This is a genomic window from Bradyrhizobium sp. AZCC 1721 (assembly GCF_036924715.1).
Taxonomy (GTDB): Bacteria; Pseudomonadota; Alphaproteobacteria; order Rhizobiales; family Xanthobacteraceae; genus Bradyrhizobium.
In genome coordinates, this window is sequence record NZ_JAZHSB010000001.1 from 4,684,880 (window position 1) to 4,707,052 (window position 22,173).

Genomic DNA, 22,173 nt, shown 5'->3' on the forward strand with positions numbered 1-22,173 from the left:
GCCGGGCGCGACGGCCTTAGGCCGCCTTCGCCTCGATCTGCTGGATGTTGCTCGGCGCCGCGCCGTTGATGGCGATGCGACGTGGCTTCATCGCTTCCGGGACCTCCCGGAACAGCTCAATCCGAAGCAAACCGTCCTCAAACGATGCGCTCTTCACCTGCACATGATCGGCAAGGCTGAACTGGCGCTTGAAGGGACGCGCGGAGATGCCCTGATAGAGATATTCGCGCTGGTCCTTCTCGGCCTTGCGGCCTTCGATCGTCACCGTGTTCTGCTCGGCGGTCACGGAGATCTCGTCGACTGCGAAGCCGGCGACGGCCAGCGAAATCTGATAGCGGTCTTCGCCCAGCCGCTCGATGTTGTAGGGAGGATAATTATCCTCGCCGGCGCGTTGCGCGGTTTCGACGAGATCGAAGAGGCGGTCGAAGCCGATGGTCGAGCGCCAAAGGGGTGAGAAATCGTATGTGCGCATAGCCAAATCCTCCATGGAGCAAGTTGGATACGAGCGGCACCGGACACGACCGGTGCCCGTCTCAAGGCCGGACCCATCAGGCGCCCGGACCGCCGCCCAGCGGCGGCAGCAAAAAAATTAGAAAACCGCCTTTTGGTTTCAATGCCGCCGACAAAAATTTTTAGGCGGCCTAGCTGCCGGGCCTCCCACCCTCAGCGGCCTTTTGCACCGCGCGACCGATGTGCGATGATGGCTCTGGCAGCGGGGAGAACGCACCTTGGCACACAGCCACGTCCTCCGCCCGGCTCAAACCGATTGGCTGGTCGGCGCACAGGAACGACTGACGTCTCACTTGCCCGCGCACGTTGCACCGGCCTAGCCCTCCGGCATCCAGAACGCGAGCATGCGTTTGGTTTCGCCGGTCTTTCGACGCCGTTGCCAATTTGGGTTGCGCGAGAGAAATTGAAACGGGTCCCTGTGCTCTCTCGCGGCCTCTTCGAGATAGGCCCGCCAGCGATAGTGACTGTAGGTCTGCATCGCGTTGATCGAATAGTGCATCGCGATCTCGCGATGGCCGCGAATGACCAGAAAATTCTCATCGTTCTTGCCGCTCGCAGCCTTCGAGAAATTGTGCGAGCCCGTGACGACGATGGGATCGTCGCCGAACGGGTCGATCACAATCATCTTTGAATGTGTAATGGCGTGGCCGATATTTGCCCGGAACTCTGCCGCCGTGCCCTCCACCGCCCATTCACCAACCGTCTTTCTGACTCCTGTTGCCTGCGCGGAATCGAGGAAGAAATCCTCGGGGTTCTGTTTCAGCAGCTTGAACTCCTCCGCGCCCGCGCCGGTGAATTGCGTCGCCACACCGCGGACGTACAAATTCTTTTCCTCCTGCATCCGAAGCAGCGTACGTACGGGCTCATTGCCCGGCTGGAACATCACGAAGAGCACACCTTGCTTTGCGTTCGTCACGAGATCGACGAGTTCCTCGATATCGATCTCTCCGCTCAATTTGGTGAACCAGCTATCGACTGTGGCGTCGCCGAGCGGGATTCCTCGTTTCGGCTGGTTGTTTGAGGCGAGCAGTTCGTTGGACACGACATCGCCCGCTTCTGCCAGTAGCTGGAACTGAGCCTCGAATCGCTCCGCCAGCTCTTCGTGAATCAGCATGATTCCGTTGTTGAGCTGAGTACAGAGACCGGTCGGCGTCCAATTGGTGCTGCCGGTCCAGACCTTTTCCGGCTTGAACCCGCCCGCTGTCCGGCGGCCCAGAACCACGAACTTGTTGTGCGCCAGGGCTTTCGGTGCGAGGAAACGATCGTGAACCACGGCGCCAGCGTCGTTCAGCCGGGTTCGGGCCTCTTCATTCTCGTCCTCTCCCTCCACCTCAACGCTGCCGTTGGCCAGCACGACATGCGCGCGCTCGCCTATCGCAACGAGACCATCCACCAGTTCCTCGTCGCTCAGCTCGTATAATGCGGCATGGAGTTCAAGCCCGTCATCATCCGCCACTTCGGCCATCATCTGCAGCATGGTCTCGCGCAGCGTTCCGCCGAGGAAGGCTCGGGCTTCGCGGTCAACCTCCTGGCTGACAATGACGGCCGTCTCTTTCAGCTCCGCAAGGGTGATGCCCTTGCGCTTCATGTAGCGCGCCATGAATTGCGACAGCACGTAACCACGGTTGAAGTGCACGCTCACGCCGTCGCCGCAGTCCGCGCTGAGGGTCAGCGTTCTCGACCATTCACTCGACGGCCCGTCATGCAGCTTGCCATCGGCGCCCACCACCCTGGCAACCACGCGATATGCGATCACATCCCCCAGATCGGCTGCGTGATCGGTCCAATCATAGCGCTGAAACGGCCATATCTGAGAAGAGCGTGAGGTAAACTGACTGCCGTCGCCGTCGACTTCCACATCGTCTTCGAAGCCGACGCGGTTCGACAGATATTTGGGCTCCGCGTCGCCCCGCCGGCATTCGATGGCGAACCCCAGGCATCCCGGAATGTCATCCGCGTGCGTCCAGACAAGGTGCACGTCGTCGGCATTCGAAAACACCTTGAGATGGATCTCCGACATTCCCGCCCCCATTGAAGCAAATTGGCGCTGAAGGAATTCGCCTGACTTGCGATCCAGCTACATGGATTGGCTACTGTCATTCGCCTCCAGTGCATCTGTATCGCATACGGATACAACGGCTGGATGAAGGTTGTTTTGGAATGTATCACATCGCTTGCGTGTGTTATGCATGAAATAGGGATGCCGCCGCCATTTCGGGGGTTTCACGCGCGGCAAGTTCGGCTATCGCCTTTTGCGTTGCCGGGCCGGCGTGCGATGATGGCCGGCGCCCCGGGGAGAACGCACCTTGGCTCACAGCGAGATCGACGCCATCCGCGCATTGCTGGGTTCGAAGCCGCGGCCGGTCGGGTGGTCGGAGCGGCGGCAGCGGCTCGACGAAGTTGGATCGACCTGGCCGGTGGCATTCGACGTGGAATGCGAGGCGGTCGATTGCGACGGCGTTGCCGGCGAGTGGTCGATCGTGCCCGGCAGCGAGAAGTCACGTGTATTGCTGTACTTCCATGGCGGCGGATACTGCTCCGGCTCGATTGTCAGTCACCGCCGCCTGGTGACGGAAGCCGGGCGCGCCGCGGGCATGCGGACGCTTGCGATCGACTACCGGCTTGCCCCTGAACATCCCTACCCCGCCGCCAATGAAGACGCGCTGACGGCGTGGCGTTTCCTGCGCCGGCAAGGCATTGCGGTGACGAGCATCGCGGTCGGCGGCGACAGCGCCGGCGGCAACCTGACGCTCGGGCTGATCAACCGGCTGCGCGCGGCAGGAGAACCGCTGCCCGCCTGCGCCTGGCTGCTTTCGCCGTGGACTGATCTCACCATGTCCGGCGAAACGCTGGCCACCAAGGACGCCATCGATCCGCTGATTCACAAGGCCTATCTGGCTGAACTTGCGGACGCCTATGCGCCACCACCCATCGACCGCCGCGATCCACTGATCTCGCCGCTATTCGTCGATCTCACCGGCTTTCCCCCGGTCCTGATTCAGGTTGGATCGGCTGAGACGTTGCTGGCGGACGCCACGCGGCTTGCCGAGGCCGCGGGGGCGGCCGATGTCGATGCGACGCTGCAGATCTGGCCACACATGATCCACGCTTGGCCGGTCTGGAATGCCAAACTCGAAGACGGGCGCCGCGCGCTGGCCTGCGCCGGGCAATTCATCAAGTCGCACATCCGATAGCACTGAACATCCAGCTCCCGCTGGTCGACGCCAGAAGAGCCTGATTCTCAAGGACTTGGCCGGAATTCCTCACCGGCCCGGCAAATCCCGGGTTTGTACGGCAGCGCGGCTGTGCTATTTGGGGACTTTGAAATCACGTCCGGATTTGGAGTCGCATGCTCGAACTCGCCCCCCGGAGTGCCAGCCCCGTCGCGCGTTTCGGCGGTCAGCCGATTGCGATCGCCGCTGCGGCTCTCGTCATTGTCGTGCTTGGAGTAGGCTTTATCGCCCTGTGGCGCGCCTATACGGGCAGCGCCCCCGAGACCGATCGCGCGGCCGCGACCCGCCAATTACAGGCGCGCGCCGCGCAAGCGTCCGAGCAACTGGTCGAGAAGACCAAGGGCTTGGAAGCGACCCAGCAGGAATCGATCGACCAGTTGCAGGTGGTGCAGGACCAACTGCTCACCGTGCGCCGCCTGCTGGCCGCGCAGCAGGCCGATACCAGAAAGCTTTCCGAGCAGGTCGGAACGCTGACGGATGCGATCGACGGCTTGCGGCAATCCTTTGCCAGCGCGCAGGCCTCCGAACCCACCGCCGCTCCGGCGCCGCGCAAGCGATCAGCCAAGGCCAAGCCCCGCTCGAACAGGACGGCGAACCGCAGCCGCGCCAAAGGGCGCGGCTGATAGGACTGGACGACGGCTGGCGATGATGCCCCGCTCAGGGGGCTGATGCCAGCACGCCCTTGCCGGAACTTTTTTCCACCTTTGTGAACTGGTTCACATATCTCCGGGTGAATCCCGGGCATCCTGTAGCTCACCGGATGGCGTGAGCCGATTTCATATCCGGGGCTGGCAAGGTCGTTGACGGTATACTGCGTCGACGGCCTTGTTTTTTGTGCCTCCCTTGAGCGGCCGCGGTTGCAAGCCCTCAATAGCTGACCGACGCCTGCAATGAGACGCGCCAGGATCCGGCCCGGCTGTGCAGCCCGTCGGTCAGCGCCCTCACCGCCAGCAGCTTGGAGTTGAAGTTCGATCCGGCCGCAAAGTCGAATCCGGCCCCGATTGACGACAGTGTGATGTCGCGCCGGAAAAACAGATCGCGCCCCCAGCCGACATCGGCCAGCAGGAACGGTGCCAGCGTGCCCGGCATCCAGGAGGGCATGCTGGGCATCGAGGCGTAGAGCGAATTGCGCAGGATCAGGGCCTGGTCGACAACGCCGTCCTCGGTCACATAACCGCGCACGGCGCTCATCCCGCCGAGTGCGATGCGTTCGGTATCCGGTAGCGGCTTGGACGAAGCGAGCACGGAGACTTCCGATTTCAGCGACAGGCCCTTCGGCAGCGGCGTCACGCGGCCATACTCGAGGGTCACGAGGTTGGTTTGCACATCGGTGACGCGTCCATTGGTGAAGGCGCTCCAGGCGCCCGAATTGTTGCCGGACAGAATGCCGCCGGGATTGAACTTGAAACGGACATCGAGATTGTTGGTGCCGAGATTGTCCGACCAGCGCCCATTCCATCCCACCACCAATTGCGCGACGTCGGCGCTGCCCTCGGCGACCGGTGTCCCATCGAAGACGGTGGTGCGTAGCTGATGTTCGAGCTCGACGCCGCCGAGTAGATCGCCGGTCGTCGGCGGCAGCAGATCGGACAGCGCGGTGCGAACGATCGCCGAGGCCTGGCTGGTTTGAGTCTTAATCCGGAACAGGTTGTTGGGCCGCTCATTGGTCAGCACATGGTCGCCGACGACTTCGAGACTCGTGCGCAACCCGAGCGGCGTGAGCAGCCGCCCCGCCTGGCTGACATACTTGCACCGCCGCGGCCTTTTGCAGTGATGGCGCCGCCGACCACGACCTTGTCAGCGCTGACGATAACGTCGCCGCCGGTGAACGAGCGACGTGCGGCGACGCCTGCGCGCGCTGGTGCAGCGTCTGCCTGAATGCGCCGCGCTACCACCTTCTGCGTCAGGTTGACCGATCCGCCCTCGGCCGTAAGAAAGATTCGTCCGCCCTTGCTGGCAAAACCCGTTGCCGAGATCGCTCGCCCGGTGTTGCCCGCGAGCGCATAGATGTTGCCGCCATTGGCGCGCAATTCCACTTCCGCGGCGCGGATCGCGCCGCTGTTGCGGATCTCGCCATTCTGCGCCGGACGCCGCACCAGCACCTTGCCATTGCCGAGCGATCCGTCGCTCAGCACCACCTCGCTGCCGGCCGCCATCGCGGCGGTGCCGTTGCGCGCGGTCAGCGAGCCGTCGTTGCGAACCTGGCGCGCGACCAAAACGACGTCGCCGTTCGAAGCGCCGATCTTGCCGAGATTGACGACGGAGGCGTTGCTGTTACCGCTGAAGGTCAGCGATCCGCCGGCGCGGAAGTCCGCGTCCCTGACATCGAGCGTCGAGGCGACGAAACTGCCGCCGGTCTTGACCACGCCCGTCGGTCCGACCACGATTCCCGACGGATTGACGAGATAGACCGAGCCGGTCGCAGACACCACGCCGTTGATCGACGACGGCACATTACCGGTCACACGGTTGAGTGTCGCGCCGCTACCGTTGTTGAATTGGACCTGGTTGCCCTGCCCGACCGAAAAGCTTGACCAGTTGACGATGCCGGTGCGGCTCGATTGGGTAACCGTCAGATTGGTCGGCGACGTCGAGCCGATCGCAACGTTCCCACTCACCACCGTTCCGCCGGCGGGCAGCGATTCCGCCATCGACGGCTGCGCGCAACCCAGGCCCCACAACAGTGCGAGCGAGCAGGCGGAAGTTCGAAACTCTCTAGTGCACGATTTGATCGCCGGCGAGAGACACGACGTGGATGAGACGATCATGAACCAAACATCCGCTTACGGCCGGCCACATTTCAAAGCTGCTCGTCTCCACAAATTCTTTGTCAGACATGCGCGGGTTCCGCGCGCGGAACCGCAAACTGGCAGGGAACCACCTAAGGGTGTATCAAAGAACAAACGCCATTTTTCCGAAAATTGCGCATAATGACGCTGCCGGCAGATTCCGGCTATTGCGCGGAACATGACCGTGCGCGGGTAGCGGGTCGCCTACCCGAACCAATCGCCCCTGCGATGTGGTCTCGGCATCCGACGCGGCCTGGACTTCATCTGTTCGATCTCCCAGAACATCCAGACGAAAGCTGCACCAAGAGCAGTTACGACAATCAAAAACATCAATGTCAACGCAGGTGCTGTGAGCATGTTCAACATCCCCGATGTGACGCGAACGGCATTCCTCCAAACAGCGATCTCGGTAACATCGCGGCGCAGCATTTCCCGCCGTGGCCTTGGCCTCGACGAAGTCGGCGCATTCGCCGCCGGACCCGCGAGGATCCGGCGTCAAGTCTAGATCGATTTCTCGGAGATGGCTTGAGCTATTTTGGGCTGTTTGCGCTCTTCCGTGAGCGGGCCGGAAAGCGATGTCAGCAGCCGCGGCAGATGCCCTTGAGCTTGCGGTCGACTTGCTTGTTCTCTTCATCGATCTCGGCGTCGCCGGTCGTCGTTCGTGATCTGCCCATGCCGGTCGTTGCGCCGCCGCCTGACGACTGCGCGGTGCCGGCACTGTTGGTGCCCGGCGGAGGCGGCGACGCGAGCCCGGAGGGGTTCGCCGTGCCACCTGGACCTTGACCGGCATTGGGAGCGGCCGGCCCGGGAACGCCGGTGACACCTTGCGTGCCCGCACCGACCGAACCTGCGCTCGGCGAGCCCGCGGCGGCGCCGCCGCTGCCCGTGGATCCGCCCACGCTCTGAGCAAACGACGCGATCGCGGATACCAGGATTGTGATCGCCGCGACAGCGGCGGCTGCAGACGCCAGCTTCATCGGAAATCTCCTTTTTCAGAAGCAACGACAGCGCCCCGGCCTTGTTCCTGCCGGAACGATTCCACTGCCAGATCATTCATTCACATCCGCTCGACGGCCGGAGTGGCCACGCTTTGCGCAAATTGATCGCCTTCGACGATGACACGTTCGACAAGCTCAAACAGCTTGCACGTGACCGGATGGCGACCTTTCAGGAACTGGCTGACGAAGCCTTTGCGGACCTCTTGAAGAAGCACGGCATCCCCATCGACCTCAAGGACGCGCTGCGGAAAAGCGCAGCCGCTTCCAACGAAGCGACGCCAAAAAGATCGAAAACCCGAAAGGCGGCATCATGAATTCCGACCCCGACCCTTTCGAGCAAGGCCAGCGCGCCGCGCGCCAGCACATTCCGGCGGAAGCCAATCCATATCGGGATGGCAGCGAGGAGCATGCGCTCTGGGCCGCCGGCCATGAAAGGGTCGCCGGTCCGCCTCGCGAGGCGAACGAAAATGAAGGCGGCTGAGCCGCCTGCGATCGTTACGCCGCAGCTTCGGTCGGGGCCGCAACATCGGTCTGATCGGTCCGGTCCTCGACCATGCTCACGAACAAATGGGATTTGCGTTCGGGCCCGCCGATCTGAAGCCGCCGCACCGCAATGGTGCGCCGGCCCTTGACCGGGTTATCGACGGTCGACGATCGCTTCGAGCTGCTGCTTGCGCTCCAGCAACTGCCGATCGCGCCGTTCGATCAATTCGGCAGCCGACTCCGGAAACAGCTCGCGGGGTGTTTTCCCCATGATGAGCGCCCGAGACGAAACCAAAGAAGGCTGCCTTCAGCCGATCTTCTTCAGTCCGTTTTTGAATCGCGGCCCGTTGAGCGCGTAGAATTTCGCAGCACTCCCCATCGCCGTCACCTGCTCGGGCGACAAGGTGCGGACCACGCGCGCGGGCGAGCCGATGATCAGGGAATATTCGGGATATTCCTTGCCTTCTGTGATGACCGACCCCGCACCGACGATGCTGCCGCGTCGTATCTTCGCGCCGTTCATGACGATCGAGCCCATGCCGACCAGCGCGTCGTCTTCGAGCGTGCAGCCATGCAGGATGACATTGTGACCGACGGTGCAGCTCTTGCCGATCGTGAGCGGAAAGCCGCGGTCGGTATGGCAGGTGGAATTGTCCTGCACGTTGGAGCCCTCGCCGATCTCGATCCACTCATTGTCGCCGCGCAGCACCGCGCCGAACCATACGCTGGCCGAATTGAGAAGGCGCACCTTGCCGATCACGACGGCAGTGTCTGCGATGAAATAGTTTCCATTTGTGGGGAGTTCAGGCCCCTGTCCGTCGAGTTCGTAGATCGCCATAACAAAAGATCTCCGTTGGCGGAGACCTTGGCACAGCCCCAGGCAGCGGATCAAGCGAACAGGCCGCCAGCCTCAGGCCAGCACGCCCGCGGCTCGCAGCGTCATCAGGAAGAACGTGCCGGACATCATGCTCCAGAAGCCTGAAAGCACGGTCGCCATCATCACGAATTCGAAGCGACGGCGCTCGATCTTCGCGCCGCGTAACGTGTTGCGCATGATGATGAAGGGCGCGGCGAAAACCAGAAACGGCACGGCCGCAAATGTCTTCGGCGCCACGCCTTCCCCAAGCAGCCCGAATCCCGCCGGCCGCGCTGCCATCGCCTGATAGCCGCTGGCGAGCGCGCCTGCGAGCGCAAAGCCGATGCACAGGGAGAACAGGGAATTCAACGCATCGGGCGACATGACAACTTCTCGTACTCGACGAACCGTGCCCTGCTTTCGCAAAATTGGCCGGCCGCCGCCACAGTGTCCTTAAGGAAGGGTTAACAACGAACCGCAGGCACCTCGTTTGCGCATGGCTGCAGGGCCGGAACTCCCGTGAAATCATGCGGAAATCACGCTGCCCATGGCATATTCGCGGGATGATTCGCCTTAGCTCTCGGGATCGTGCCCGAGCCTTGAAACCCGACCGATGCCTCGTTCATGACCCTGCTTTCGACGGCCCAGCACCTCGCCCGCGACACCCGCAGGGATCCGCGCTCGCACATGATGCTCATCATGGTCGCGGTAACCATCACCGCGGGCGCCATTGCCCTCGTCGCTTATTTGCTGTGGCCAACCTGGGTGGCGCGGCCCGCCAGCGCTCCGGGCCGGTTGCCGGTCAGCGTCGGTGCCACGCTCTTCAACGTGCCGACAGCAGCGATCCGCCGTAAGATCCAGCGTCACTCCGGGCCGCAGGAACGGGTCGATCTCAGTTTCGTCTTCCCGTCGCTTGAACCACCGGATGCGCCGAAGCACGTCAGCGCCGATACGATCGAGGAGAAGGTGCAGCCGATCGACCGGATATTCCTGTCGATATCGGCCCACCACGACTCGCTGCCGCCGGACACGCGGGTGCGTACGATCTATCCGCGCTACCTCGAACAGAAGGCAACACCGATCGACGACGGATTGACGATGCGCGCGTTCCGCGACGGCTCGCCCTACGCCAACGAGGACCTGCTCTCCGCCGGCGCACCGAGCCTCAACGCGCGCTGCACCCGCGACGGCCTGACTCCCGGCATGTGCCTGAGCGAGCGTCGCGTCGACGGCGCCGACCTGACGTTCCGCTTTCCGCGGAGCTGGCTGTCGCAATGGCGCGACGTTGCGAATGCGATGGATAGCCTGACGGCGCAAATGCGCGGACCGAAGACCTAGCGACCGGCACGTAGCCGTCTAGAGTGGGCAAAGCCACCGGGTCGCACGAATGCGCGCCCGATGACAGGCTCCGCGTGCCCACCAATTATCTTTCTTGTATTGTGAGTAGCAATGGTGGGCACGGCGCAATTGCGCCTTTGCCCGCCCTACGACGTCGTGGCACGCGCCTCACCCGACGTCGGCCAGATCTTCCTCGAGGATCGCCATTTGAAACTGGAACGAGCGATCGTCGTCCTCGTCATCGACGAACAGCACACCGATGAACTCCTCGCCGATATAGACTTCGGCGGAGTCGTCTTTTTTCGGCCGCGGCACGACGCGGATCTTTGGATTGCCGAATACGCGCTTGAGATAGGCGTCGAGCTTCCTGACTTCCTGAACGTCCACGGCGGTCTCCAATCGGATTCTTTGAATTTCCGGGAGGTTTTTAGGACGAGACGGCGCAGACTACCAGCCGTAACTTCACAAATGCGGCTGCCAGAAAGTGTGGAAAATCAAAGCCCGATCGCGCCGAGCATCTGATCCATGGTGCGCGATGGCTCCGCGCAGCCCGCCTCGCCGACGATCTTCGCGGGAACGCCGGCGACCGTGACATTGTGCGGCACCGGCTTGACCACCACCGAGCCCGCGGCAATGCGCGCGCAATGGCCGATTTCGATATTGCCGAGAATTTTGGCGCCTGCCCCGATCAGCACGCCGCGCCTGATCTTCGGATGACGATCCTCGTTCTCCTTGCCGGTGCCTCCCAGCGTGACGCCGTGCAGGATCGAAACGTCGTCATCGATCACTGCGGTCTCGCCGCAGACGAAGCCGGTCGCGTGATCGAGGAAAATGCCGCGGCCGATTTTGGCGGCGGGGTTGATATCGGTCTGAAACACCGCCGACGAGCGGCTCTGCAGATAATAGGCAAAATCCTTGCGGCCCTTTTGATAGAGCCAGTGCGCCAGGCGATGGGTTTGCAGCGCGTGAAAACCCTTGAAGTAGAGCAACGGATCAATGAAGCGCGAGGTTGCGGGATCGCGGTCGTAGACCGCGACCAGATCGGCGCGGAACGCATTGCCGAGATCGGGCTCGTCACGCAGCGCCTCGTCATAGGTCTGCCGGATCAAGTCGCCCGATAGCGCCGAGTGATCGAGCCGCTCCGCGAGACGATGCACCACCGATTCCTCCAGGCGCTCGTGATGCAGCACGGTCGAGTAGAGGAAGGAAGCAAGCTCCGGCTCGCGGCGGACGATGTCCTCCGCCTCGCCCCGGATGCGGTCCCAGATCGGATCGAGTGCGGCGAGCTTCGACGCTTGCGGATTGACCTGATGCACTGCCATGATTGCTCTCGCAAATTCCCTGATTACGTTGCTACTATAGCACGGCGGGCGGACTTCTGTCCCGGGCAGGCGCAGGCTAGCGTAAACCGCCTCCGAATGCCGTGGGGGTCAGTTCAAGGTGGTCAGCGAAATCAGGAAATCAAGCCGGCGGGCCTGCGACTATTGGTGAATTTCGGCGGACCTGCCATTCGGCGGATGCTGCCCGGATGGGGGGAAGCCACATAAGCACGCAGATATTGCGGGCGCGTACCGCTGCGAATTCGCGCTCGGCCTGGATCGCCGCCATCGCCATCCCATTGATGTTGCTGGCCCCCGCCCTGTGGAATGGCTATCCCCTGCTCCAGTGGGACACCGGCGGCTATCTGGCCCGGTGGTACGAGGGCTATCTGGTCCCCAGCCGCTCCACCACGTTCGGCCTCTATCTTCATTTCGGCGAGGATTCGAGCTTCTGGATCAACCTCGGGATCAACGCGCTGGCGACGCTGTGGATCCTGCAGCTAACGCTGCGCGTGCTCGGTATCTCCGAGCCGTTGCGGCTCCTGGCCATGAGCTTCGTGCTGGCCCTGACCACCTCGTTGCCTTTTCTTGCCAGCACGCTCCTGACCGACATTTTCGCCGGGTTGTCGGTGCTTTCGCTGTTCATCCTGGTCGTGCTTGGCGAGCGGACTTCGATCCCGGAAAAATGCCTGCTGTTCGGCCTCACCGCTTTCGCCGCGGCGACCCACAGCGCGACGCTCGCGGTGCTGCTCGGACTGTGCTGCATAGGCTGGATCGCGCGTCCCTTTCTGCGCGGGCGGATTTCCATTTCCGGACTGACGCAGGGCAGCCTGACCATCGTCGCGGGAGCTGCGCTGTTGCTGTCGACCAATTTCGCCTTATCCGGGAAGTTGGCGTGGACGCCGGGCGGTTACGGCGTGGCATTCGCACGGATGCTGCAGGACGGCATCGTCGCGCAGTATTTGCGCGATCATTGCCCGAAGCAGAATTTCAAGCTCTGCCCCTATCGAGACAATCTGCCGGCCACTGCCGACCAGTTTCTGTGGAGCAACAGCATGTTCAACACGCTTGGCCGCTTTCAGGGACTGAACGACGAGATGGGCTTTATCGTGTTGCATTCGCTGGCCGAGTATCCGGCCTGGCAGGCCAAGGCGGCGGCCATCGCCACTGCGCAGCAATTCGTCTACGTCGGGACCGGCGAAGGCACCGACGGCTGGCTCGGCCATACCTACGGCATCATCGAGCACTTTCTTCCCGCACAGGTGAAGCCGATGCGTGCGGCGCAACAGCAGCTCTGGCACTTCGACTTCACCGCGATCAACCGGATTCACATTCCCGTTGCGCTGGCGTCGATGCTGCTGGCCGTCATCCTGTTCGGCCGCGGCGTGCTGCGCCGACCGTTCGACGATCTCACCTTGCTCGCCGGCACGGTCTCGTTCGCGCTGCTCGGCAATGCTTTCGTCTGCGCCGTGATATCCGGTCCGCACGATCGCTACGGCGCGCGGCTGGCGTGGCTTGCGACCACGGTGGTGCTGATCGCGGCTATCAGGCAATTCGCCGGTGAAGAAGCGCGCGACCGCTCATTGCCGTCGCGACAGGAAATCGATGACACCGACTTTGTAGACCTTGTCGCCGACCGCGCGCATATGATCGCGGTTCGGAATGTCGAGCACCTCGGCGCCCGGAATGATCCTTCCGAGTGCCGCGGCTGAGCCGGCGATTTCATCCCTGGTGCCGACCGCAATCAGGACCGGCACGCGGATCTCGGCGGCTTCATCCGATGTCATCAGCCGCCGCGAGCCGCGCAGGCAGGCGGCAAGAGCGCGGTGGTCGGATCGGGTCTGATCGGCGAAGGCGCGAAAGGTGCGGCCGACCGGATCGGTGACGTCCTCCAGCGACGGCGCTTCCAGCGCGATCGCCACGTTCTCGCCGGGACCGCCGCCCTCGATCAGTCCGATCCCGATGCCGCCGAGAATCGCCGAGCGCAGCCGCTGCGGCTGCTCGCGCGCCAGGATCGCCGTCATGCGCGATCCCAGCGAATAGCCCATGATGTCGGCGCGCTCGATTCCCAGATGATCCAGCAGCGCAATGACGTCGCTTGCCATGATCGCAATATCGTAAGCAGCGGAATCGTAGAGCTTTTCGGAATCGCCATGGCCGCGATTGTCGAGCGCGATCACGCGGCGGCCGTCTTTCCTCAAATCGGAAACCCAGGTCGGATAAACCCAGTTCACGTTCTTGCTGGAGGCAAAGCCATGCACGAGGACGATCGGATCGCCCTCGCCTTCGTCGAGATAGGCAATTTCGACAGCGCCGTTGTGAAAACTCGGCATCATCAGTTCCATTTTTCGGGGGATCGGAAATGGACGGCCTTGCAAGGACTGCAAGTCTAACCGTGTGCGGCAGCGCCCGCCAGCACCGGGGCGGCCGGCAAGCATGCTGCCGCCGCCTCCTTTCTCAAGCGCCGCGCTTTCTTGCGGCGAAGCCACGCTTCGGTCGCCCGCTCGGTGGTCGCCTTGATCGACGACAGAAATCCGAACAGCGCCAATAGCGCACCGAACACCCACATCGTCAGATTGAAAGCGCCGGTTGCCAGCAGGAGCGCGCCGCGGCCGAGCACCTTCAGGATCGCGCGGGTCTGGCCGCCCTTGGATTCGGCAAGCCGCGCGGCGCGGGCGATGTCCTTCGGGCCTTGTGCGATGCGCAGTGCGTCGAGCGCGCCACGCGTGCCGGCCTTTTCGCCGACGCGTCCGACGTCTTTCGCCAGCCGCACCAGCGCACCGGCTTTCTCGGCGCGGAACGCTGCCTTGATTGCGCTGATGGTCTGGCCGGGCCGCAGCACCGAGCCTTTCGCGACCGCCTGCTGCAGGACCGGTGCATCGACGACCTCGCGCGCCGAGCGGCCTGCCCATTGCGTCAGCCCCTCGCCGAGACGTCCGACCTTGCGGGCACTCTTGACCATGGAAAGACCGGCACGCAGCGGAGCAACACCGCCGACCGAGGCGTAGGTCGCGGCGGTCACCGCGAGCCCGACCGTCGCCAGGCCCAGCACCAGCCGGTCCACGTCCTCGCCCGTCGCGAGGTGCTTGCCTTCGCGAACAACGTCCCTGATATCGCCGTAGACGAAGAGATCGCCGGCAACCGTACCCGACAGGCTTGCGACATCGTCGGCATTGCCGACCACGAAACCCGTGGCAAAGCGCTTGGCAAAATGCGACGCCGAACCTGCGTCGGCAACGGCATCGCTGACGCGCTTCGATAGTTCGTCGCTGACGGCAATGCCTTTGTCGCGGGCGAGTTCGACGAAGCTGTTGGCGAGATCGGAATCGCCCTCCGCGAGCGCTGCCTCGATATGGCTGGCGACCAGCGCCTGGTTGGCCCGCAACGCGGAGTTGATCTGGATGTCGGACAGTGTCGCGGGATCGTCCTGCGCGGCCAGAATGGCGCCGGCCTCGCGGGCGTGCGGCCACAACGCCGCGAACACCGCCGCGCTGAGCGCCAAGCATCCTAGCGCCCCTGCCAGAGCCGAACCGAACCGCAATCGCCTCATCCAAAAAAGTCCAATGTTTTCGTCTTTCTCAAGATGGTATGCCGTTTTTAAGACACAACTGCCCCGACGAAAGAAGGGCTTTTCTCCGACGACAGAATTGTGTCGAATTTGCATGAGCAAATGTGCGGCGGGGACATCCCGAATCGGCTCTAGGAATCATCGGCACCCCCCACTATGGTGCGCGGCATTTCGAAGCTGCCGCGTCGCGTTGATTGCGTGCGCTCATCGTTGAAATCCAAGGTGAAGCTGATGTCCGACCATGTCGTCCCGCATTTCCATAACGACGCCGGAGTCTCGGTAATCGAGATCGGCTCGCAGGAATTCATGTGCGTGGGCGCCAGGCCGCCGTTCGATCATCCCCACGTGTTTCTCGACCTTGGCAACGACAACGAGATCATCTGCCCCTATTGCTCGACGCTGTACCGCTTTGCCCCCGACCTCGCCGCAGGCGAAGCCCGCCCGCCCGAATGCGTCCTGAGGGACAAGGTCGCCTGACCTTTCGGTGGCCGCCGCGCGCACCATCATCGTTGCTGGTGCCGGGATCGGGGGACTGACGGCAGCGCTTTCGCTCGCAGCCAAAGGCTTTCGCGTCATCATTCTGGAAAAGGCCGAGCGGCTGGAGGAAGCCGGCGCCGGCCTGCAGCTTTCGCCCAACGCCAGCCGGATCTTGGTCGACCTCGGCCTGCGGTCACGGCTTGCGCCACGCGCCGTGACACCTGAAGCCATTAGTATCGTGAGCGCGCGTGCGGGCGGCGAGATCGCCCGCCTGCCGCTCGGCGAGGCCGCCGGCCTTCGCGCCGGCGCGCCCTATTGGGTGATGCACCGCGCCGACCTGCAAGGCGCCCTGCAGGCGGCGGTCAACGACCATCCGGACATCGACCTGCGGCTTGGTTGCCAGTTCGAAGACGTGACTTCGCACGCCAAGGGGTTGACCGTGGTGCAACGCCGCGGCAATGCACGCCAACAGGAGTTGGCGGTGGCGCTGGTCGGCGCCGACGGCATCTGGTCCGCGGTGCGGAACCATTTGTTCCCGGAGGTGCAACCGCAATTTTCCGGCCTGATCGCCTGGCGCGGGACCCTCGATGCGACCACGCTGCCGCGCGAATATACCGCTGCTCGGGTGCAGCTCTGGATGGGGCCTGGCGCACATCTGGTCGCCTACCCGATCTCGGCCGCGCGGCAGATCAACGTGGTCGCTATCGTGCCGGGAACCTGGAACAGGCCGGGCTGGAGCGCGCCCGGCGATGCCAATGAACTGAAAAACGCATTCGCCTCGCAGCGCTGGCCCGCGACTGCGCGGATGCTGATTGGGGCCGTCGACGAGTGGCGGCGCTGGGCGCTGTTCACCCTACCCGATGTCGGCGAATGGACCGACGGCGCAATCGCGCTGCTCGGCGACGCCGCGCATGCGATGCTGCCGTTTGCCGCGCAAGGCGCGGGAATGGCGATCGAGGACGCCGCCGTGCTCGCCAAATGCGTGAGCGAACACCCGGGCGATCCTATCGCGGGCATCCCGGCGGCACTGAAGCGCTATGGCCGGCAGCGGCGCGGCCGCGTGCTGTGGGTGCAGCGTGCGGCCCGACAACAGGGACGCATCTATCATCTCACCGGACCGCTGGCGCTGGCGCGCGACCTCGCGATCAAAGCCATGGGCCCGGAGCGGATGCTGGCGCGGCAGGATTGGATTTATAATTGGCGTCTGTAGAGCGAAGTTCGAGGCCGCACCCGACAACGTTCTAATTTGCCGGCCGGCTTGCCTTCGTACGACCCTTGGCAACGGGAGCTGGCGCGATCGATGGCGGGACCGGCGCCGGCCTGGCTTCCGGTTTCGGTTCCTGACACCTGTTCTTCTGCCAGGCTTCATCGGCCAGCTTCGACTGTCCGCGCAACGCGATGTAGTCGTTGCGATAGGCAAGCTCCGCCACCACGGGACCGGCGACGCCAGTTTCGGCCTTGGTCATCAGCCCCTGCAACTCCGCGGTGCGCGTCGCGAGGCTCTTGCGCTCGGTCTCGAGCTGCTTGCAATCGTAGAGATCGTATTTGGCGGGATCGGCAAAGGCCGGCGAAATGGTGTCGCTCATGCCGGCACATCCGGACAGGCCCGCACCGAGCGCAACCAGCGCCAACGCCGCGAGGCTGCGCGAGAGTAACCGGCGATGGGACAGCGAGTTGGGCATCGGACCTTCGTTACGTGGATTATCTTGAGATTGCCTAAAGCTCGCCGCAGGTAAACACCCCAAGTGTCCGCATTGAGGCTTTGCTTCTGCGCCGCGCTCACTTAAAGGTGGGGAGCGTTTGGGCCGGAGATTTATCCCAATTCCACTTCTCCGGAAAACACGCTAAGTATCTGATCTTCTGGTGAAAGCGGGCGTGGCGAAATGGTAGACGCAAGGGACTTAAACGCTTGAGTGCTCTTGGGGAAACCCAAGCTGTAGAACTGCTCAAATTCGGGGAAACCTTTCATATGGCAATCCCGAGCCAAGCGCCCGAACCTAACGGTTGGTGCGAAGGTGTAGAGACTAGACGGGCAGCACCTAAAGGCACGAACGCGCCAATGGTGAAGGTATAGTCCAGACCACAAACGAGCCAGCGCGGATGCCCACGCTGGCGAGGCGGCGAAAGCCGTAGCTGGTAAGAAAATCCCTCGGTTCGAAAGGACTGTGCCGGTTCGAGTCCGGCCGCCCGCACCAGCCTTCGCTCGCGAAGCGAGTGAGGGCTGCCACGCCGAAGCCGACAGGCGAAGGCGGGCTTTGTGTCTGCGAGCTACGGCTTGGCAAGCCACCCTGGCGAGCGAAGCGAAAGCGTGGACCGATCAGGGGAGACTGGGGGATCACATTGCCGCAAATCCATCTGTTCGAAATGCGCCGGCTGGAGATGCTGAGCAACACCATCTTTGGCGTTGCCATGACCCTGCTCGCCTATGATTTGCCGAAGGCCTCCAGTTTCACGCAAGCGCCCGATTGGCACGACGTGCTTCGCGTCTATGCCCAGCCCGTCATCGCGCTGACGATCAGCTTCGTCGTCGCCGGCCTGTTCTGGTTCAGCCATCACCGGCGGCTGGCGGTGGCACCGGAAGCCGGGCGCGGCGTGGTGTTCCTCAATCTGTTCTTTCTGCTGTCGATCATCATCCTGCCGGTGACCAACGGCCTCTACGGCGTCTACCGGCTCGATGGCGTCGTCGCGGTGATCTACGGCTTTCACCTGCTGGTGATCGCGGCACTGAACGCGGTATTGTGGGTTCTGGCGCTGCGGGGCCGCCACGATCCGCAATTGCTGGCGACGGCGCTGTTTCCGGTTTTCGTTTTCGCGCTTGGGATCGTTGCGGCGTTCGCCGCGCCGCGGGTTGCGCAGTTTGTCTGGTGCCTGGCGTTTCTGGCGCCACTCGCGGGCTGGGTTGCCGCGCGTCGCTCCGCCTAGCGCACCTTCGCCTCGCTCAGCGTAAGCAGCCGGCTCGCCTCCTCCGCAATCATCCGCTCCATCTTTTCCTGAAATTCCTTGCGCGGCAGGCCCGGCGCGATCGGCGGCAGGAAGGACAGCGTGACGGTGCCGGAGTGCATGATCAGCGTCTTCTTGCCCCAGAACAGTCCGGAATTGCACGCCGCGGGAACGACTGATACTTCGAGGTTGGTGTAGAGCGCTGAGATGCCAGCGGACTGGAATCTCATCGGTTCATCGATCGCCTGGCGGGTGCCTTGCGGAAACAGCAACACCTGACGGCCCTCGCCGGTCGCGCGCCTGGCTTCATCGACCATCTGGCGCAGCGCATGGCGGCCCGCCGAGCGATCGACCAAAATCATCGGATAGCGCTCCAGGAACCAGCCGACGAACGGCACCTTGCGCAGCTCTTTCTTGGCGACGATGCTGGCGTCCGGGAAAAGCGCGCAGAGCGCCGCGGTTTCCCACAACGACTGATGATTGCAGGCGATGATGCAGGGACCATCGGGCACGTTCTCGCGCCCCTGCACCGTGTAATCGAGGCCTACGACATGCTTCATCAGAAACATGATGCCGTTGACCCAGACCTGCGAAACCGCACGCACCGTCGCGCCGCTGGCATTGAACAGCCACATCAGCGGCACCGTCAGCGACACGGCAAGCGTCAGGATTACCACCGCCGTATCGAAAATGATCGATCTCAAATAGTGCAACGATTGTCCCCTTGGGCATCCGGTCGCGCCTCCCAATACAGCACTTTTCAGCCGTTGCACAATTCCGTCATCGGCCGGCCGGAATTGGCTCGTTAGGTTCGCCGCATGCCGGCGTCAGAGCAAATCACCATCGCCCCGCATCTCATCTTCGACACCATCAGCGCCGGCACGCCCGGCGCGCCGCTGGTGCTGCTGCTGCACGGCTTTGCGGAATCGATGCATTGCTGGCGTGCGCAGGTGACGGCCCTCGGCGACATGGGCTATCGCGCGGTGGCGCCGAGCCAGCGCGGCTACTCGCCGGGCGCACGGCCCGATCCGCGGGAATTTTCGCACTACCTGATCGACCGCCTGATGGACGACGCCATGGCGATTGTGGCGGCTGCCGGCTATGGCAACGCGCGGTTTCATCTGGTCGGCCATGACTGGGGCGGCAGCATCGCCTGGGGCATCGCCGAGCGCCATCCCGAGCGGCTGGCGTCGCTCACCATTCTCTCGCGGCCGCACCCGAACGCGTTCAACCGCGCGCTGGCAACCGACGGCGAGCAGGCGCAGCGCTCAAAGCATCACAAGGCGTTTTTGGAGCCGGATGCCGCCGATATCGTGCTCGCGAACGATGCCAAATGGCTGCGCGAGCGTCTCGCCGCCAATGGCGTTCCCCCTGATGGGATCGAGAGGCATCTTGCCGTGCTTGGCAACAAGGACGCGATGGAAGCGGCGCTCGCCTGGTATCGCGCACGCGGCGCGATCCGCGGCCCGCTCGGTCCGATCCGCGTGCCGACACTCTATATCTGGGGCGACGCTGACGACACCGTCGGTCGCGCCGCCGCCGAAGGCACGGTGGATTTCATCGCTGCGCCCTATCGTTTCGAGGTGCTGTCCGGCGTCGGGCATTTTGCGGCGGATCAGGCGCCGGAACGGGTGGGCGAATTGCTGCTGGAACATCTGGCCGCGCATCCTGCGTGAGGAACGCAACGCCCGCAAAAATGTTGTCGTGCACAAAATGGAGTACGACAATATGACCAGTGAAAAAGATCGGGAAAAGGCTGCAGCCGAGCGCAAGCAAGCGCGGGATCAGCGCTCTCCGTCGCCGCCACCGCCGCAAGTCTCTCCGCCGCTTGAGAATGACGGCCCGGAACTGGTACGCGATACCCACTGCTGACGATGAAAACAAAAACGCGACGGAGGAACAGTCCTCCGTCGCGATTGCTTGATGTTCGACTTAAAGCGAACCGCCTACTCGCTCTTGTCAATATTCCAGAAGACCGGCGTCGCCGGGCCGTCGAGCACACCGTTGAGCGATTTGCGCCAGCCGCTCGCGATCAGATACTGGCCGAGCGGGATATAGATCACCTGCTCATAGGCCTGCTCCTGGATTTCCGCAGCGATCTTCTTCTGCTCGTCCGGAGAGGCGGAGCGCGCAAACTTGTCGCGGAGCTCTTCGATCTTGGCGTCTTCGGCCCAACCGAACCAGCCGCCATTCTTGCCGCGGCCGCCGACCGAAGCATTGACCACGGGATTGGAGACATCGGCGGCGACCCAGTTGGTGAAGAACATGTTCCAGCCACCTTCCTTCGGCGGCTTCTGGCTGGCGCGGCGGGTCACCACGGTCTGCCAGTCGGTGGCCTGCACATCGACCTTGAATCCGGCTTCACGTAGCAACTGCGCCGCGACGATCGGCTGCGCCTTCAGCGTCACGACATCGCCGGGAGCCATGATCACGACAGGCGTGCCATCATAACCGGACTCGGCGAGCAGCTTCTTCGCCTCCGCCATGCCGTTGCCCTTCACCAAGGTCTCGGCGCCGACATCAGTCTCCAGCGGCGTGTTGCACACAAAGAGCGCGCCACAGATCTTTTGGTACTTGGGATTGCCGACCAGGGCATCGAGCACGTCCTTCTGCTTCATCGCCAGGAAGGCGGCTCGGCGAACCTTAACGTTATCAAATGGCGGATAGAGGAAGTTCATCCGCCCCAGCGTCTGGAAACCGAACTTGTTGAGGACGTCGACCTTGAGTTCCTTGTTCGCCTCCAGCACCGGCAGCAAGTCGAACGGCAGATTTTCCATGAAGTCGATATCGCCCGACTGCAGCGCGTTCACCGCGGTCTGCGCATCCGGCATCGTGATCCATTCGACGCGATCGACCTTCACCACCTTACCGCCTGCGGTCCAGCTCGGCGGCTCCTTGCGCGGCACATAGTCGGCGTTCTTTTCATAGACCGCCTTCACGCCCGGCTGGAATTCAGCTTGCACGAACTTGAAGGGACCGGATCCCACCTGCTCCTTGATCTGCTGGCCGGCGGGCGTTTCCGCGAGCCGCTTCGGCATCATGAACGGCGTGTAGGACGACGGCTTGCCGATCGATTCCAGCACCAGGCCGTAGGGCTCCTTTAGTTTCAGCGCAAAGCTCTTGGCGTCGATCGGCTCGATGCTGGCGGTAAAGTCCATCAGCTTCTGGCCCATATTGTCGTTCTTGCCCCAGCGCTTCAGCGAGGCGACGCAATCCTCCGCCGTCACCGGCGTGCCGTCATGCCACTTCAGGCCGTCGCGCAAGGTGAAGGTGTAAGTCAGCTTGTCGTCTGAGACTTTCCAGTCCGCCATCTGCGGCTGGACCTTGAAATTGGAATCGGTCGCCAGCAGCGTGTCGTAGACCATGTAGCCATGATCGCGCGTGATGTAGGCGGTGGTGAAGCCGGGATCGATGACGCGCAGGTCCGAATGCATCACGGCGGTGATGGTCTTCTTGCTGGCGGCAGCGGCCTGCGAGGTCGGGCCTAGCGACGTCAGCGCCGCCGACAGCGCAAGCACCGACAAAGCAGTCGCTATCGTGGGACGTTTCCAACGCATGATGTGGAACATTCGATCTCTCCTGACGTGAAACTGTTCAATGTCCGCTGATTCATTATGCATGCGGTTCGTTATTTGGGCGAACTAACACGCTGTAAATCCTGA

Annotated in this window: 23 protein-coding genes and 1 pseudogene; 10 read left to right on the forward strand and 14 right to left on the reverse strand. The window is 63.0% G+C overall.

Annotated elements, in window-relative coordinates:
- Window positions 1–16: 16 nt before the first annotated feature.
- Both V1273_RS22710 and V1273_RS22715 read right to left on the reverse strand, forming a co-directional pair.
- Complete coding sequence (locus V1273_RS22710; RefSeq protein ID WP_334381703.1) at window positions 17–472, reverse strand: Hsp20 family protein; 456 nt, start codon at window positions 470–472, stop codon at window positions 17–19.
- A 354-nt stretch (window positions 473–826) separates the two neighbouring features.
- Window positions 827–2,509 (reverse strand): phospholipase D-like domain-containing protein, encoded by a 1,683-nt coding sequence (locus V1273_RS22715; RefSeq protein ID WP_334410897.1) that lies wholly within the window; start codon window positions 2,507–2,509, stop codon window positions 827–829.
- Between the two features lie 307 nt (window positions 2,510–2,816).
- Here V1273_RS22715 and V1273_RS22720 point away from each other — a divergent pair, with 307 nt between their 5' ends.
- On the forward strand, window positions 2,817–3,704 hold the full coding sequence (locus tag V1273_RS22720) for an alpha/beta hydrolase (protein WP_334381701.1): 888 nt from the start codon (window positions 2,817–2,819) through the stop codon (window positions 3,702–3,704).
- Between the two features lie 155 nt (window positions 3,705–3,859).
- The gene (locus V1273_RS22725; RefSeq protein WP_334363476.1) at window positions 3,860–4,366 is read left to right on the forward strand and encodes a hypothetical protein; all 507 of its coding nucleotides are present in this window, start codon (window positions 3,860–3,862) and stop codon (window positions 4,364–4,366) included.
- 244 nt (window positions 4,367–4,610) lie between these two features.
- Here V1273_RS22725 and V1273_RS22730 read toward each other — a convergent pair whose 3' ends face one another.
- The 3 genes from V1273_RS22730 to V1273_RS22740 all read right to left on the reverse strand — a co-directional run bounded on the left by V1273_RS22730 (window position 4,611) and on the right by V1273_RS22740 (window position 7,509).
- Window positions 4,611–5,450, reverse strand: a complete 840-nt coding sequence (locus V1273_RS22730) for a ShlB/FhaC/HecB family hemolysin secretion/activation protein (protein WP_334410898.1) — start codon at window positions 5,448–5,450, stop codon at window positions 4,611–4,613.
- Window positions 5,411–6,511 carry a two-partner secretion domain-containing protein gene (locus tag V1273_RS22735; protein ID WP_334410899.1) on the reverse strand — a complete coding sequence of 367 codons (1,101 nt, stop codon included), beginning with the start codon at window positions 6,509–6,511 and terminating at the stop codon, window positions 5,411–5,413. The genes V1273_RS22730 and V1273_RS22735 overlap by 40 nt, the downstream gene beginning before the upstream one ends.
- A gap of 599 nt (window positions 6,512–7,110) precedes the next feature.
- Complete coding sequence (locus V1273_RS22740; RefSeq protein ID WP_334410900.1) at window positions 7,111–7,509, reverse strand: hypothetical protein; 399 nt, start codon at window positions 7,507–7,509, stop codon at window positions 7,111–7,113.
- Between the two features lie 113 nt (window positions 7,510–7,622).
- Between V1273_RS22740 and V1273_RS22745 the strand changes: the two genes are divergently transcribed.
- Window positions 7,623–7,844, forward strand: coding sequence for a hypothetical protein (locus tag V1273_RS22745; RefSeq protein WP_334363480.1), 222 nt, complete (start codon window positions 7,623–7,625; stop codon window positions 7,842–7,844).
- Window positions 7,841–8,011: a hypothetical protein gene (locus V1273_RS22750; protein ID WP_334363481.1), complete on the forward strand. Its 171-nt coding sequence runs from the start codon at window positions 7,841–7,843 to the stop codon at window positions 8,009–8,011. Before V1273_RS22745 ends, V1273_RS22750 begins: the two co-directional genes overlap by 4 nt.
- A gap of 309 nt (window positions 8,012–8,320) precedes the next feature.
- On the opposite strand, the gene V1273_RS22755 is transcribed toward V1273_RS22750, so the two are convergent.
- Window positions 8,321–8,851: a gamma carbonic anhydrase family protein gene (locus tag V1273_RS22755; protein WP_334363482.1), complete on the reverse strand. Its 531-nt coding sequence runs from the start codon at window positions 8,849–8,851 to the stop codon at window positions 8,321–8,323.
- Window positions 8,852–8,923: 72 nt separating this feature from the next.
- Window positions 8,924–9,253 carry a DUF6949 family protein gene (locus tag V1273_RS22760; RefSeq protein ID WP_028349167.1) on the reverse strand — a complete coding sequence of 110 codons (330 nt, stop codon included), beginning with the start codon at window positions 9,251–9,253 and terminating at the stop codon, window positions 8,924–8,926.
- Between the two features lie 306 nt (window positions 9,254–9,559).
- Between V1273_RS22760 and V1273_RS22765 the strand changes: the two genes are divergently transcribed.
- Window positions 9,560–10,207, forward strand: coding sequence for a hypothetical protein (locus V1273_RS22765; protein ID WP_442894165.1), 648 nt, complete (start codon window positions 9,560–9,562; stop codon window positions 10,205–10,207).
- Between the two features lie 168 nt (window positions 10,208–10,375).
- On the opposite strand, the gene V1273_RS22770 is transcribed toward V1273_RS22765, so the two are convergent.
- Window positions 10,376–10,594 carry a DUF3126 family protein gene (locus V1273_RS22770; RefSeq protein WP_025590201.1) on the reverse strand — a complete coding sequence of 73 codons (219 nt, stop codon included), beginning with the start codon at window positions 10,592–10,594 and terminating at the stop codon, window positions 10,376–10,378.
- 107 nt (window positions 10,595–10,701) lie between these two features.
- Entirely contained in the window at window positions 10,702–11,529 is an 828-nt protein-coding gene (gene cysE / locus V1273_RS22775) for a serine O-acetyltransferase (protein ID WP_213289429.1), read from the reverse strand.
- Between the two features lie 206 nt (window positions 11,530–11,735).
- Between cysE and V1273_RS22780 the strand changes: the two are divergent.
- Window positions 11,736–13,103 (forward strand): annotated as a pseudogene (locus V1273_RS22780) (hypothetical protein); the annotation flags it as partial.
- 3 nt (window positions 13,104–13,106) lie between these two features.
- Here the strand turns inward: V1273_RS22780 and V1273_RS22785 are convergent.
- Window positions 13,107–13,859, reverse strand: a complete 753-nt coding sequence (locus V1273_RS22785; RefSeq protein ID WP_334363485.1) for an alpha/beta fold hydrolase — start codon at window positions 13,857–13,859, stop codon at window positions 13,107–13,109.
- A 56-nt stretch (window positions 13,860–13,915) separates the two neighbouring features.
- Entirely contained in the window at window positions 13,916–15,076 is a 1,161-nt protein-coding gene (locus V1273_RS22790; RefSeq protein WP_334363486.1) for a hypothetical protein, read from the reverse strand.
- A 249-nt stretch (window positions 15,077–15,325) separates the two neighbouring features.
- Between V1273_RS22790 and V1273_RS22795 the strand changes: the two genes are divergently transcribed.
- Both V1273_RS22795 and V1273_RS22800 read left to right on the forward strand, forming a co-directional pair.
- A complete protein-coding gene (locus V1273_RS22795) occupies window positions 15,326–15,571 on the forward strand; it encodes a zinc-finger domain-containing protein (RefSeq protein WP_334363487.1) in 246 nt (81 codons plus the stop codon).
- Between the two features lie 7 nt (window positions 15,572–15,578).
- On the forward strand, window positions 15,579–16,781 hold the full coding sequence (locus V1273_RS22800; RefSeq protein WP_334410901.1) for an FAD-dependent monooxygenase: 1,203 nt from the start codon (window positions 15,579–15,581) through the stop codon (window positions 16,779–16,781).
- A 31-nt stretch (window positions 16,782–16,812) separates the two neighbouring features.
- Here V1273_RS22800 and V1273_RS22805 read toward each other — a convergent pair whose 3' ends face one another.
- Window positions 16,813–17,253, reverse strand: a complete 441-nt coding sequence (locus V1273_RS22805) for a twin-arginine translocation pathway signal (protein WP_334410903.1) — start codon at window positions 17,251–17,253, stop codon at window positions 16,813–16,815.
- Window positions 17,254–17,905: 652 nt separating this feature from the next.
- Between V1273_RS22805 and V1273_RS22810 the strand changes: the two genes are divergently transcribed.
- A complete protein-coding gene (locus V1273_RS22810) occupies window positions 17,906–18,493 on the forward strand; it encodes a TMEM175 family protein (RefSeq protein ID WP_334368945.1) in 588 nt (195 codons plus the stop codon).
- On the opposite strand, the gene V1273_RS22815 is transcribed toward V1273_RS22810, so the two are convergent.
- Complete coding sequence (locus V1273_RS22815; protein ID WP_334363490.1) at window positions 18,490–19,224, reverse strand: lysophospholipid acyltransferase family protein; 735 nt, start codon at window positions 19,222–19,224, stop codon at window positions 18,490–18,492. The genes V1273_RS22810 and V1273_RS22815 overlap by 4 nt on opposite strands.
- A 105-nt stretch (window positions 19,225–19,329) precedes the next feature.
- Between V1273_RS22815 and V1273_RS22820 the strand changes: the two genes are divergently transcribed.
- Window positions 19,330–20,187, forward strand: a complete 858-nt coding sequence (locus V1273_RS22820) for an alpha/beta fold hydrolase (RefSeq protein ID WP_334363491.1) — start codon at window positions 19,330–19,332, stop codon at window positions 20,185–20,187.
- Window positions 20,188–20,457: 270 nt separating this feature from the next.
- On the opposite strand, the gene V1273_RS22825 is transcribed toward V1273_RS22820, so the two are convergent.
- A complete protein-coding gene (locus V1273_RS22825) occupies window positions 20,458–22,080 on the reverse strand; it encodes an ABC transporter substrate-binding protein (RefSeq protein ID WP_334410905.1) in 1,623 nt (540 codons plus the stop codon).
- Window positions 22,081–22,173 lie beyond the last annotated feature (93 nt).

What these genes read in the sequence shown, in the direction of transcription:
- V1273_RS22710 (WP_334381703.1), bottom strand. Translation starts at nt 472, where the DNA reads ATGCGCACATACGATTTCTCACCCCTTTGGCGCTCGACCATCGGCTTC.
- V1273_RS22725 (WP_334363476.1), top strand. Translation starts at nt 3,860, where the DNA reads ATGCTCGAACTCGCCCCCCGGAGTGCCAGCCCCGTCGCGCGTTTCGGC.
- V1273_RS22735 (WP_334410899.1), bottom strand. Translation starts at nt 6,511, where the DNA reads ATGATCGTCTCATCCACGTCGTGTCTCTCGCCGGCGATCAAATCGTGC.
- V1273_RS22740 (WP_334410900.1), bottom strand. Translation starts at nt 7,509, where the DNA reads ATGAAGCTGGCGTCTGCAGCCGCCGCTGTCGCGGCGATCACAATCCTG.
- V1273_RS22750 (WP_334363481.1), top strand. Translation starts at nt 7,841, where the DNA reads ATGAATTCCGACCCCGACCCTTTCGAGCAAGGCCAGCGCGCCGCGCGC.
- V1273_RS22755 (WP_334363482.1), bottom strand. Translation starts at nt 8,851, where the DNA reads ATGGCGATCTACGAACTCGACGGACAGGGGCCTGAACTCCCCACAAAT.
- V1273_RS22760 (WP_028349167.1), bottom strand. Translation starts at nt 9,253, where the DNA reads ATGTCGCCCGATGCGTTGAATTCCCTGTTCTCCCTGTGCATCGGCTTT.
- V1273_RS22765 (WP_442894165.1), top strand. Translation starts at nt 9,560, where the DNA reads ATGCTCATCATGGTCGCGGTAACCATCACCGCGGGCGCCATTGCCCTC.
- cysE (WP_213289429.1), bottom strand. Translation starts at nt 11,529, where the DNA reads ATGGCAGTGCATCAGGTCAATCCGCAAGCGTCGAAGCTCGCCGCACTC.
- V1273_RS22785 (WP_334363485.1), bottom strand. Translation starts at nt 13,859, where the DNA reads ATGCCGAGTTTTCACAACGGCGCTGTCGAAATTGCCTATCTCGACGAA.
- V1273_RS22790 (WP_334363486.1), bottom strand. Translation starts at nt 15,076, where the DNA reads ATGAGGCGATTGCGGTTCGGTTCGGCTCTGGCAGGGGCGCTAGGATGC.
- V1273_RS22795 (WP_334363487.1), top strand. Translation starts at nt 15,326, where the DNA reads ATGTCCGACCATGTCGTCCCGCATTTCCATAACGACGCCGGAGTCTCG.
- V1273_RS22805 (WP_334410903.1), bottom strand. Translation starts at nt 17,253, where the DNA reads ATGCCCAACTCGCTGTCCCATCGCCGGTTACTCTCGCGCAGCCTCGCG.
- V1273_RS22820 (WP_334363491.1), top strand. Translation starts at nt 19,330, where the DNA reads ATGCCGGCGTCAGAGCAAATCACCATCGCCCCGCATCTCATCTTCGAC.
- V1273_RS22825 (WP_334410905.1), bottom strand. Translation starts at nt 22,080, where the DNA reads ATGTTCCACATCATGCGTTGGAAACGTCCCACGATAGCGACTGCTTTG.